Source organism: Pseudoalteromonas sp. L1 (genome assembly GCF_021728095.1).
GTDB lineage: Bacteria > Pseudomonadota > Gammaproteobacteria > Enterobacterales > Alteromonadaceae > Pseudoalteromonas.
This window is the reverse complement of the sequence record NZ_JAKKCT010000005.1, coordinates 185,308-197,266: the sequence shown is the minus strand read 5'-3', so window position 1 is coordinate 197,266 and position 11,959 is coordinate 185,308. Positions and strand designations below refer to the sequence as shown.

10 protein-coding genes are annotated in these 11,959 nt (G+C 41.2%); 3 read left to right on the top strand and 7 right to left on the bottom strand.

Going from position 1 to position 11,959, the window contains the following annotated elements; genetic code table 11:
* Positions 1 to 9 precede the first annotated feature (9 nt).
* Positions 10 to 1,137, top strand: a complete 1,128-nt coding sequence (locus L3V38_RS15985; RefSeq protein ID WP_237120005.1) for a response regulator — start codon at positions 10 to 12, stop codon at positions 1,135 to 1,137.
* Positions 1,138 to 1,155: 18 nt separating this feature from the next.
* Here the strand turns inward: L3V38_RS15985 and queG are convergent, their stop codons facing one another.
* The 7 genes from queG to L3V38_RS15950 form a co-directional block, all read right to left on the bottom strand.
* Positions 1,156 to 2,289 carry a tRNA epoxyqueuosine(34) reductase QueG gene (queG, locus tag L3V38_RS15980; protein WP_130149634.1) on the bottom strand — a complete coding sequence of 378 codons (1,134 nt, stop codon included), beginning with the start codon at positions 2,287 to 2,289 and terminating at the stop codon, positions 1,156 to 1,158.
* Between the two features lie 74 nt (positions 2,290 to 2,363).
* Positions 2,364 to 3,581 carry a methyl-accepting chemotaxis protein gene (locus tag L3V38_RS15975; RefSeq protein WP_130149635.1) on the bottom strand — a complete coding sequence of 406 codons (1,218 nt, stop codon included), beginning with the start codon at positions 3,579 to 3,581 and terminating at the stop codon, positions 2,364 to 2,366.
* Positions 3,582 to 3,665: 84 nt separating this feature from the next.
* Positions 3,666 to 4,364: a glycerophosphodiester phosphodiesterase family protein gene (locus L3V38_RS15970; protein ID WP_237120004.1), complete on the bottom strand. Its 699-nt coding sequence runs from the start codon at positions 4,362 to 4,364 to the stop codon at positions 3,666 to 3,668.
* Positions 4,361 to 5,227 carry a DMT family transporter gene (locus L3V38_RS15965; protein WP_130149414.1) on the bottom strand — a complete coding sequence of 289 codons (867 nt, stop codon included), beginning with the start codon at positions 5,225 to 5,227 and terminating at the stop codon, positions 4,361 to 4,363. Before L3V38_RS15965 ends, L3V38_RS15970 begins: the two co-directional genes overlap by 4 nt.
* 87 nt (positions 5,228 to 5,314) lie before the next feature.
* Positions 5,315 to 6,841: a polyamine aminopropyltransferase gene (locus L3V38_RS15960; RefSeq protein WP_237120003.1), complete on the bottom strand. Its 1,527-nt coding sequence runs from the start codon at positions 6,839 to 6,841 to the stop codon at positions 5,315 to 5,317.
* The gene (locus L3V38_RS15955; protein WP_237120002.1) at positions 6,831 to 7,565 is read right to left on the bottom strand and encodes a hypothetical protein; all 735 of its coding nucleotides are present in this window, start codon (positions 7,563 to 7,565) and stop codon (positions 6,831 to 6,833) included. Before L3V38_RS15955 ends, L3V38_RS15960 begins: the two co-directional genes overlap by 11 nt.
* A 104-nt stretch (positions 7,566 to 7,669) precedes the next feature.
* Positions 7,670 to 8,518 carry a DUF350 domain-containing protein gene (locus tag L3V38_RS15950; protein WP_237120001.1) on the bottom strand — a complete coding sequence of 283 codons (849 nt, stop codon included), beginning with the start codon at positions 8,516 to 8,518 and terminating at the stop codon, positions 7,670 to 7,672.
* Between the two features lie 181 nt (positions 8,519 to 8,699).
* On the opposite strand from L3V38_RS15950, the gene rnr reads away from it, so the two are divergent.
* A complete protein-coding gene (gene rnr, locus L3V38_RS15945; protein ID WP_237120000.1) occupies positions 8,700 to 11,183 on the top strand; it encodes a ribonuclease R in 2,484 nt (827 codons plus the stop codon).
* Entirely contained in the window at positions 11,180 to 11,926 is a 747-nt protein-coding gene (gene rlmB / locus L3V38_RS15940) for a 23S rRNA (guanosine(2251)-2'-O)-methyltransferase RlmB (protein ID WP_062568643.1), read from the top strand. The genes rnr and rlmB overlap by 4 nt, the downstream gene beginning before the upstream one ends.
* Positions 11,927 to 11,959 lie beyond the last annotated feature (33 nt).

Sequence of the window (11,959 nt, the reverse complement as noted above, 5' to 3'; positions counted from 1 at the left end):
GAGGGTGAGATGGCCTTAAAACGAATTTTAGCAGTTGATGATGAGCCTTTTAATTTAGAGATCATTGAAGAGATTTTAGAAGAGCTCGATTTTGAATTAAAAATGGTTAACAGTGGTCCCGAATGCTTAGCTGTAGTTGAAGAGTTTGACCCACAAGTTATTTTACTTGATGTAAGTATGCCGCAAATGAGTGGTTATGAGGTATGCCGAAAGCTTAAAGAAAATCCAAACACAGCAAACATTATTGTTATGTTTGTATCGGCAAGAGGCACAGTTGAAGAGCGTATGGAGGGATATTCGGTTGGTGCCGAAGATTATATTGTGAAGCCATTTGGGCATGAAGAATTAAAACTGAAGCTTCAGCATCTACACCAAGTACTCATTGAAAAAGAGTCCTTAGAACAACAAGTCGAGGATGCAACATCGACAGCGTTTAATGCGATGGCAAATAGCAGTGAGATGGGTCAAATTGTTAATTATATTGAACATATTGGTTCTATTGATAATGAACAAGAGTTAGGAAAGGCATTGCTCCATTGTTTAAGCTCATTCGATTTACAAAGCAATGTTGAGTTTCGTCTTGACTCAGGGATAGAGCATTTTTCTGTAACAGGGATATGCTCACCTATTGTGGTTGAACTGTTTGAAATGCTAAAAAATAAAGGCCGCTTACATGAGTTTTCGAGCCGAATTTTAGTGAACTATGAAATGATCAGTTTATTGATCCTCAATATGCCTGAACAAGACCCTGATAAGCATGGTCGAATTCGAGATCATATTTGTTTTTTGGTGAGTGTTACTGAGCAACAGCTTAAAGCGATTATTACTAAAAAAGAGCTTATTCGTCAGCAACAGCAATTAAATGACGCGGTGGGTAAAGTACATAGTAAGTTTCGTGGCTTAATTGAGCTGTTAAATGATAACCGTCTCAATAACGAAGCTGTTTTTAAACAACTACAGGAAGACCTTGAACAGCGAATACCAACAATGGGGCTTGATGAAGACCAAGAGGTTTTCATTTATCAAAAAGTTGATGAAACGATTCAAAATTCAGTTGCACGTGAAGAGTCAGTACAAGGTGTTAAAGCGGCATTTAAAGAAATTGAAGACGATTTATCCTTGTTACTCAAAAGCTAACATTTATGAGGTAACGCGCTAAGCGTCTCGTGGTAAGCCTTTTTCTACAATACGGATAAGTCGTGCTGTTTTACGTAATTGTTGTTGGCGCTTATGGGTCTGTTGATCAAGCGCCCACTCTATGTGCTCTTTTACAAGTGGAGTTGCGCTTTTAAGCGCGTCGCTCAATGTTGCCACTATTTCTTCGTTATATTCAGCATTACCCAAGCCGACAGCGAGATTTCTCTGCCATCGCTGGTGGCCTATTCGTCGGATAGGACTACCTTCTGTATTTTTTAAAAATGTTGGTTCATCCCAAGCAAAAAGAGTTAAGAGGTCTTGATCTTTTAATTGCTTTCGCGGGTGAAAATCAGCTTCATCCGTTATTTGACCATAACGATTCCATGGGCAGACGAGCTGGCAATCGTCACAACCGTACACCCGATTACCGAGTAAAGGACGATACTCTTCAGGGATCGCGCCTTGTAGCTCGATTGTTAAGTATGAAATACATTTACGAGCATCCACTACATAAGGCTCCACAATCGCGCCTGTAGGGCATAACGTCATACAAGCAACACATTTACCACAGCCTTCAAAGGTGTTTTCCTCGTCGATAGGCAGTGGAATATCAACAAATAACTCACCTAAAAAAAACCAAGAGCCCGCCTCTTTATTGATTAACAGACTATGCTTACCTCGCCAACCTAAGCCTGCTTTTTCAGCAAGTTGCCTTTCAAGTACAGGCGCAGAGTCGACAAATGGGCGAAACCCTAGCTCGCCAACATGCTGCTCAATCTTTTGGCCGAGTTTTTTTAGACGATTACGAAGTAGCTTGTGATAGTCCCGACCCAAGGCATAACGGCTGATGTACGCTTTGTTTGTTTGCTTTAAGTTTTTTGCAAAGCTGGCATCGGGGGGCAGGTAATTCATCTTAACTGAGATGACCCTTTGTGTACCTGGGACTAATTCAGCAGGGCGAGCACGCTTCATACCGTGGGCAGCCATGTACTCCATCTCACCATGATAGCCTTTATCTAGCCAGCGCTGAAGCTGTGCTTCATGCTTGGTGAGATCGATATCGGTGATCCCCACTTCGGCAAAACCAAGGTCTTTACCCCATTGTTTAATTTGCAAAGCGAGTTGTTGGTAATCGGTAGTAGGAGTTGTCACATTCAATAAAAAAAGTAGCCAAGAAGTGGCTACTTTACCATAAATAGTTAAAACAAAAGAGCTAAAAACTGGCCTTAAACAAACCGTTTTAGCTGTTGTAGTGTTTGTTGACTTAGTAAATGTGATTGCTCACAATCAGCCAGTGACTCATCTATTTGCTGTTTCGCTTGTTCACCTAATGTCACAATTTGTTCAACACTTTGATGAGTTTGTGTTTGTGTTTGTTCCAGCAAATGCACTGCACTGACTATTTGTTGTAATTGCTGCTGATTTTGCTCAAATTCGCCAAGCATATTACTAAACCCTGCAGAGGTGTCACTAATCGCTGTTTCTGCATCGCTAGAATGACTAATTAACTGCTCTGATTCTTTGTTTGTTTCATTAACTAACGAATTCATTTGATTGATGAAGTCACTTATTTGACGGGTCGCATCATTCACTTTTACTGAAAGCGTTCTCACTTCATCTGCAACCACAGCAAAGCCTCGTCCAGCTTCGCCAGCGCGTGCCGCTTCAATCGCTGCATTTAATGCAAGCAAATTAGTTTGGTCGGAAAACTCTTCAACCATTTTTAAAATAGCGCGAATATTTTCACTGTTTTCTTTTAAACCTGAAATAGTCGCTGAGAAGTTAGCTAAAATTTGGCTAATCATCGCGACCTTCTTAACAAGGGCAGAGAGCTCAGTGGCTGAATGTTTCACAAATGCCAGATGCTCACTATTAATCGTATGCACACTGTCTGTGTTAGCCGAAATATTTTCTAAACTTGAAGTAATTTGGTTACTTGAATCAGTAATTGTATGGCTAAATTTAATTTGTTGATGGCTAATCTCTGCCGTTTGTTGCATTGATTGAGTCATCTTTGAGCTGCTCTGGGCACTGGCTTGCGCACTTTGATAAGTTGTCGCGAGTAGCTCACCTAAGTGTGCTGTAAAGGTATTGTATTGCTCACTGAGATCTCTGAATTCATCGAATGTGAAGTGTGGTAATTTAGCAGATAGATCAGCATCATGACTGTTTATATGCGCTAAAGTGTCACGCATGGCTTGGACTGGACGAACTATTAAAAAGCGCATATAGAAAATAGTAAAAATAAAGCTCGCGACGATGATAAACGCCATCAGCCAAAACAAGCCCATGCTTGCTTGTTGCTCAGACAGGCTATTGTAAAGCCAGATTAAAGTGATAGCTTGGAATGCAAACACAAATCCTAAATTACCGACAATTTTACGCGTTAAGGTGTAAAAGAAAGTCTGTTCGATAAAATTATACATGCGCATATAGCTACTCATTAAGGTGTTGTGTTGATTCATTTGGACGTTTCTTAGTCTTATTCAATGCCACTCAATTCAACAGTATAGCTTACTCTTGCTGAGTTACAGTGATTGAAGTGTCATTTGTGTATGACACGGGAAATTGGTAAAAATACCATCCACGCCATAACTTAACATTAATTCAATATCTTCTACTTTATCGACCGTGTAAGCATAAACTTGAAGGCCTCGTTGTTTTGCATCTGCAACAAATTCATGGTTTATAAAGTTTTTATCTATATGAATGCTGTAGGCATGCAGTTTTTGAGCAAATTCACTGTAATTGATTGGAATTGAAGCCGTAAGAGCGCCAATTTTTACCCATGGTAACTTTTGTTTGAGCCACATGAGTTGATGATGATCAAAAGATGATACCAAAATATTGTCTCTTGATATTTTTCCAATACTAATGTTTGACTCTATCATCTCAACAAACTTATCTAAAGAAAAAGTGTGTTTTAGTTCAAGATTTAAAAGCGTTTTATCTTCTACCCAGTCAATGGCATCTTGCAGACAGGGAACAACTTCTCCGTTACCTGCATCATATTGTTGAATTTGCTCTTTTGTGCAGGCATTTACTTTACCGCGACCAGAGGTTGTGCGATCGAGCCAAGTGTCGTGAATGATCATATAATCATCAAGGCAGCTTTGTACGTCAATTTCGATACCATCTACTGCCAAATCTACTGCGGCAATAATGGCGCTTTTGGTATTTTCTGGATAGGTACCACTGGCACCTCTGTGAGCGAATACTTTCATCATTGCTTGTGTTTCCGAGTCACTGACCATGTTTCATAAAAAGCGGCACTAATCACTAATGTACCACCAATAAGTGTGCTAATTGTAGGTTGCTCATGCAAAATTAAAAAAGCGAAAAACGTACCGTATAAAGGTTGCAAACAAGATATTAAACCAGCGGTTGAAGCGGATAAATGTTTTAAGCTTGCTGCAAACAGTGAATGCGGTGCTGCTGTAAAAATAACCCCTACGGTAATTAATAGCAGCCAATTTATTGTATCAACTTGTAATGGTGGTATTTCGACAAACGCGCACAACATAATACACGCGATCCAAGTTTGATAAAGCATGGTTTGTGGGCCGCCATATTGGCTAAAGTAACGCTTATGCACAATATTTCTAAAAGCAAAAAAGAACGCCGATAAAATACCAATGGCAATCCCTAAGGTCACATCATTACCTAAACTGGCATCAGGAATGAGTAAGTAAATACCCAACATAACTACCAAGGCACTTGCTATATCTTTGAGCTGTGGTTTGCTGCCATGAAAAAAAGGTTCTAAAAATACCGTAATCACAGGGTAAGTAAAAAAGGCAATCATACCCACCGCAATCCCCGCCAATTGCATGCCAGCAAAGTAGGTGAGCCAATGTATTCCAACAGTAATGCCAAGTAACAAGGCAATTAGGTAATCACGGCGAGAGTGAAGCTTAATGGCTTTGTGTTGAATTGTGAGTAAAATCAGTAAGGCACAGCCTGCAATCGCTGTTCTATAAACGGTAATATCTAATGCACTTAGGCTGACCAATTTGGCAAATAATGCCGTGCCACCGAATAGTAGCACTGCAATGTGTAAGTACATAAGGCTCTGTTTGTGCGCCTGCATTACAAACCTTTTGTTTGTTGTTATTAGCTCTCTTTGTAACGGTAATCCTTTACTTTGTAAACTCCCTAAATAGGCTAATCCATTCGGTTAGTTCCAATATTTCCAACCTTGCAAGTAATAGTGGAGCACATTAGGCTCATCAAGCGTCGATACTTTTTCATTGTTAGCGCTAATATCGGGGGAGAAAATAAATAGTTGAGCATCATTTTCAGGGCGGTAAAAGCGAGTGTTAACAGGCAATAACTGGTGGTTACTACACATCAAATTACAAGCCATAACAAAGCCCCATTCACCAAAAGACGGTACGTTTAAATGATAAGGCAAAGTATGGGTGAAGCCTGCTGCGCGGAGCGTATTGTTGATAGACCAAAATGCCTGCTTCGCAAAAAACGGGCTCGTTGCTTGGGTCACAACAATGCCATTGTCAGGCAAGCTAGCTTTCACTAATTGGTAAAATTGTTTGCTGTAGAGTCGTGCTAAGTTAATCGCCTTTGGGTCAGGTAAATCAATAAAAATGATATCGAACAGTTGCTTGCCTTGCTCAATAAACACATAGGCATCTTGATGAATAACCTTAACCTTTGGATCATTTAGCGACTGTTGATTAAGGGTTGTGAGGTTGTAATTAGTCCGTGCAAGTTTGGCAACAGCAGGGTCTAAATCGACAAGGGTAATAGACTCTAGTTGTGGGTATTTCAAAAGTTCTCTAGCAGCTAAGCCGTCACCACCGCCTAAAATTAGAATTCGTTTTGCGTTGCCATGGCGCACCATAGCTGGATGAATAAGCGCTTCGTGATAGCGATATTCATCAATCGATGAAAACTGTAAGCCACCATTTAAATAAAGCCGAATATCATCTTTATGGCGAGTCAGTACGATTTGTTGATAAGGCGTTTGCTCCGAGTGGACGACACGATCATCATAGATTTGGCTTTGCCAAAGATGGGTGAGCTGTTTACTAGCAAATAAACAAAGCACCAATATGAGACTAACTAAAATGAGAGTGAGTCTTAGCACGTGTCGACGATGAGTGCTGATATGGTCAATAAAGTACCACAGCAATAATAGCGCAATACTTAGGTTCATTAAGCCAAAGCTTAGGGCTGTTTTAAATACCCCCAGCCAAGGTAAGAAGAGAAAAGGGAATAATAAAGTCGCGAGCAGGGCACCAAAGTAGTCAATTGATAGTACATTGGCAAGGTTTGCTTTTAGCGCATAATGTTTTTCCATTAAGCGGCTTAACAACGGAATTTCTAAACCAATTAAAATACCTATTAAGGTGGTGAGTAAAACACTAATCACTTGTAGTGGTAAGCCATACGCATAAGCGAAGTATAGTAATGGCACACTCAAGCCACCTAGTAACGCAAGTAGTAGCTCAAAACCAATAAAATACACCAGCAATGGCTTATCAGGTACAAAACGCGAAAAATAAGAGCCAACCCCCATTGCCGCCATATATACGCCAATTGTCAGGGAAAATTGGGTGATGCTATCACCTAAAAAATAGGCGCCAGTGGTTGCAATTAATAATTCATAAATAATAGAGCAAAGGCCAGCAACAAAAATACTAAACAGTAAAATGTGGCTTTCGCGAATTGACTTACTTACCACCTGAGCCGCCTCGTGAACGAAAACCTGCGCTGCCAATACTTTGTTCACGTAATTGTTTATCAACGTTTATATTGAAGTGGTGATATGAATAAACTTGCCAATCGTGCTCATTATCGCCTTTGCTATAAGCAAACAAAGATGCAACTAGCACAGGCACGAAAAACAACAATGCAATTGGCCAAGCTGGGATATGGGTTTCCATTGCTTTCATAGCCTTTGGGCTTAACGTGTTGATTGGTTTATAAGTAAGTTCAGAGTTTTCTCTCTTTGCGCCAAGTCGATGCAAAATAACAATTAAAGAGAAGCCTGCTATTATGCCAGTGATCCAAAGTAGAGGGTCGATGAAACTGATATTGCCTTTGATTGGAATGATGCGAAATGTATAACTGAAATTCTTAGCGCTATTATTAGGGCCAAAACTACTGCTTACATATGCGCTATATTGGCCTTTTTTAGGGAAGTGCACATCATGATAAGCCCTGCTCTTATATTCTCGCCATTCACCTTCAGAGTCACGTCCAGATTCAGCCCATAGCTCATCAGAATAACTGAATAGATAGTTGCCTTCAGGGTCAAAAATTTCCATATCAATGGCTTTCCATGAATTTAAAGGCAGCCTACCTTTTATTTCTAAACGCATCATTTGGCCATCTTCAGGCACTGTAAATAGGTAGGCTTTGTCTTGTCCATCGTAGTCTTTAAAATTACCATATTGGCCACTCATTAGAGGTGTCTGTAGGTCTGATCGTATTATTAAGCAGGCCAAAAATGTGATGGCAGCAATAATACAAAGCTTATAGATGTTCATCCGTTACTCCATGAATAAGCTTAAATAGCGATGGTAATGATTACTGCGACACAGACTGCAATGCTACTTTCAATAACCGCCACTGCAGTGTTGTTGTCGTGCATTGCTTGGTCGAGGGAGATTTTACTAAAGATAATTTTATCAACGAGGTAGCGCACAATTGGTAAAATTAAAAAGCCAAATAATGCGTCAATAAAGAATAAACTCAGGCTTTGTTGCCAGCTGTGGAAGCCACCAATCAGCGCATGGCATAAGATTATGGCTAGTGCCAACATAGTGGCAGAAAAGCTAAGTGCGACGGCTTTATTGCCTTTTTCGAGTTGCTCATGAAGGTTGAAGCTTGTCAGGCGATCATAGCCTTTGGCAAAAATGATCAGCAGCAATTGCCCGAGTAAATAGAAGACGATGGCTGATAACCAGGTTCCTTCGCCTGTTAATGCGCCACCAATGATCAGTGCTGCGGCCATATAGTTAGCTGCTTGTACTAGGCCAACCGCCTCGTTTTGTTGGTTGATTAATTGCTCTTGATTGCAGAACAATCGCAGTAGTAACTTGTCATTCAAAATGCGTGAGCAAGTAAGTAGCACCATACCTAATACGCTGTAAAGTGATACATTCATCAAATCGCTTAGTAGACCTTGGCTAGGCCCCGCCAACACAAAACCATAAATAATAGTAATCGCACCTAAGTAGCCGCCAATAGATAAACCTAAAGCACAGTTGGCATTGTCGGTTAATTGGCTGGTGGTGTTATAAGGGGTTGCTAGGTTATAGGACAATTTTGCAAGGGCTATAATCGCAATGAACAGACCAATATAGGCGCTGTTATAGGCCATCGTTGATAGGTAGTGGGTTAAGTTAATATCCATATAAATTTGTTAGTGTATTGTTATTTACCGAAAATATTAACACAGAGTGTTTGCTGCAAAGAATATTAAAGCCCCATTTTTAGCAGAATTAATCAATTTCTTAAAAGTTTCATAGCTTTTGCCTGTCTCATTGTTAGGTTATGGGTTAAAATAACAACATAACCAACTAACAAGATAGTGAATGTCAAAACAGGATCCCAATCTCAGTCGAGAGCAAGAAAAGTACGAAAACCCCGTCCCTAGCCGTGAGTTTATACTTACTCACTTAGAATCTCGCGCTAAACCAGCAAACTTCACACAACTTTGTGACGAATTACATGTGAACGATACAGAGCGCCAAATAGCGTTCAAACGTCGTTTACGTGCTATGGAGCGCGATGGTCAACTGTATTTCAATAAGTTTAAATGCTACGCATTGATCGATGAATCTGGCTTGGTTAAAGGCAAGGTCATTGGTCATCGTGACGGATTCGGCTTTTTAGAAGTTGAAGGTGAGAGTAAAGATTGGTTTATCGCAAAGCACCAAATGAATATGGTGTTGCACGGCGACATTGTGCTTGCCAAAGGCAATCGCAAAGGTTCAAGCGGCAAGTGCGAAGCACGTATCATTAAGGTATTAACCAATGAACGAGCACCGATTGTTGGCCGCTATTTTGTTGAGCATGGTATTGCTGTTGTTGTGGCAGAAGACCCACGCATAACGCAAGACATTATGATACTACCGGGTAGTGAAAATGGCGCGCGCCACAACCAAATGGTGCAGGTGAAAATTACTCAAAACCCAAGCCGACATATGAATGCAGTAGGTAAAGTAACCGAAGTTCTCGGTGAGCACTTAGCACCAGGGATGGAAATTGAAGTTGCACTACGCAATCACGATATTCCTCATGTGTGGCCAGAAGCGGTTGAAAAGCAAGTTGCACATTTAGGCGAATTTGTTGATGAGCAAGCAAAGCAAGGTCGCGTAGATTTACGTGACTTACCACTGGTTACTATCGACGGTGAAGATGCCCGTGACTTTGACGATGCCGTTTATTGTGAGCGTAAACCATCAGGTGGTTGGCGTTTATGGGTAGCCATTGCCGATGTGTCGCACTACGTAGGAATGAACACGCCTCTGAATAAAGAAGCAATCGAGCGTGGTAACTCAGTGTACTTCCCTGAGCAAGTTATTCCGATGCTACCAAAAGTGTTATCGAATGGTTTATGTTCGTTAAACCCTGAAGTTGACCGCTTGTGTATGGTTGCTGAGATGACAGTGTCGGATGCAGGTAAGTTATCTGGGTATAAATTTTACGAAGCGGTGATGAATTCACACGCTCGTTTTACCTACACTAAAGTGAATGCGATTTTACAAGGCGATGAAAAGCTGCGTGAAGAATATGCCAAGATGGTGCCGCATTTAACTGACTTACAGCAAATGTATATGGCACTTAAAGCAGCACGCCAAGAACGTGGTGCGATTGAGTTTGAAACCTTAGAAACGCGTTTTGTGTTTAATGCACACCGTAAGATTGAATCAATCGTGCCTGTGGTGCGCAATGATGCACACAAGCTTATCGAAGAGTGCATGATTCTTGCGAACGTATCAGCTGCCCGTTTATTAGAAAAACACGAAGCAAGTGCGCTTTATCGTGTGCATGATGAGCCGGATGGTGAAAAGCTTGGTTTCTTCAGAAACTTTTTATCAGAGCTTGGTATTGAAACCGCGATTTCTGATGAGCCAACACCAAAAGAAATCACTCAAGTGTTAGCAAAATTAGGCGACCGTCCTGAAGCTGAGCTTATTCAAACCATGTTACTCCGTTCAATGAAGCAAGCGGTGTATCAGCCAGATAACATTGGTCACTTTGGTTTGGCTTTGCCAGCCTATGCCCATTTTACGTCGCCTATTCGTCGTTACCCTGATTTAGTGGTGCACCGTGCAATTAAAGCCGTGCTTAAAGCGCAAGGTCAGCAAACATCGGGTGAGTACGCATACACTGATGACGAAGTTGATATTTTAGGTGAGCAGTGTTCAACCACTGAACGCCGTGCTGATGACGCAACTCGCGAAGTCGCAGATTGGCTGAAATGTGAATTTATGCAAGACCATGTTGGTGACGAATTTGGTGGGGTGATCTCATCGGTAACTAACTTTGGGTTGTTTGTACGTTTAGACGATTTACAAATTGATGGCATGATCCATGTAACCAACTTAGGCAATGAGTATTTCCATTACGATGGTGCTAAGCATTGCTTGATTGGAGAACAAACCCACACTGTTTATCGTTTAGGCGATAAATTAACGGTTCAGGTTTCATCTGTCAGTCTTGATGAGCGTCGCATAAACTTAGTGTTAGCAGGCGAGGCACAACAAGACCGTTATGCACGTCGTCGTGGTCGCAGCGCCCCTGCAAAACCAAGTGTTCGTGCCCAGCTTAAAGCAGGTAAAATTCCTGGTAAAAAATCTGAATCAAGTCGCTTTGAAGCAAAATCAGGCGATAAAGAGAACGAAAAACGTGGCAAGTCTTCTCCTTCTAAAGGGCGCAAAAAGCCAAGTAGTAAAAAAGCTGATGCAGTAAAAGCCAGTAACAAAAAGAGTAAGAAAAAAGCCACTAAAAAGGCAAAAAGACCGGGTAAGAATGCCCGTAAACGTAATGGCCGAGGAGCAAATAATACGTGAGTAATGAATTAATTTTTGGCTTTCACTCAGTTGAAGCAATTTTAGCAAAAGAGCCTGAGCGCTTTTTAGAAATATATGCTTTAAAAGGCCGTGAAGACAAACGTTTAAATCCGGTTATTGACCAAGCACGTAAATTCGGTATTTCTGTACAGTTTATGCAGCGTAAAGCGCTTGATAATAAAGCCAATGGTGAGCAACACCAGGGCATTATTGCCAATGTAAAAGCGGCGCGTATGTATAACGAAAAAGATCTAGATGAGATCATAGCCCGTGAAGAAACTCCTTTCTTATTGGTGCTTGATGGTATTACTGATCCGCATAATTTAGGAGCCTGCTTACGTAGCGCTGATGCCGCGGGTGTACACGCGATTATCGTTCCTAAAGATAAATCTGCCAAACTCAACGGCACAGCACGCAAAGTAGCGTGCGGCGCAGCGGAAACAGTACCATTGGTACAAGTCACTAATCTTGCGCGTACCTTGCGTGAAATTAAAGATGCCGGTGTTTGGGTTGTCGGCACTGCCGGTGAAACCGATACTGAGTTATTTGATGCAAATCTCACTGGACCTATGGCTGTTGTTATGGGCGCAGAAGGAGATGGTATGCGCCGCCTGACTCGTGAGCATTGTGATTTACTCGTTAAAATTCCAATGGCAGGCACGGTATCAAGCTTAAATGTGTCAGTTGCGACCGGTATTTGTTTATTTGAAGTGTTACGCCAGCGTAATGCGACGCAGTTATAAAACTGACTTGCCCTATCAAATATCAATATTCTA

Coding starts and splice junctions, on each gene's coding strand:
- L3V38_RS15985 (WP_237120005.1), top strand. CDS start 10: ATGGCCTTAAAACGAATTTTAGCAGTTGATGATGAGCCTTTTAATTTA.
- L3V38_RS15975 (WP_130149635.1), bottom strand. CDS start 3,581: ATGAGTAGCTATATGCGCATGTATAATTTTATCGAACAGACTTTCTTT.
- L3V38_RS15970 (WP_237120004.1), bottom strand. CDS start 4,364: ATGATGAAAGTATTCGCTCACAGAGGTGCCAGTGGTACCTATCCAGAA.
- L3V38_RS15965 (WP_130149414.1), bottom strand. CDS start 5,227: ATGCAGGCGCACAAACAGAGCCTTATGTACTTACACATTGCAGTGCTA.
- L3V38_RS15955 (WP_237120002.1), bottom strand. CDS start 7,565: ATGAGTGGCCAATATGGTAATTTTAAAGACTACGATGGACAAGACAAA.
- L3V38_RS15950 (WP_237120001.1), bottom strand. CDS start 8,518: ATGGATATTAACTTAACCCACTACCTATCAACGATGGCCTATAACAGC.
- rnr (WP_237120000.1), top strand. CDS start 8,700: ATGTCAAAACAGGATCCCAATCTCAGTCGAGAGCAAGAAAAGTACGAA.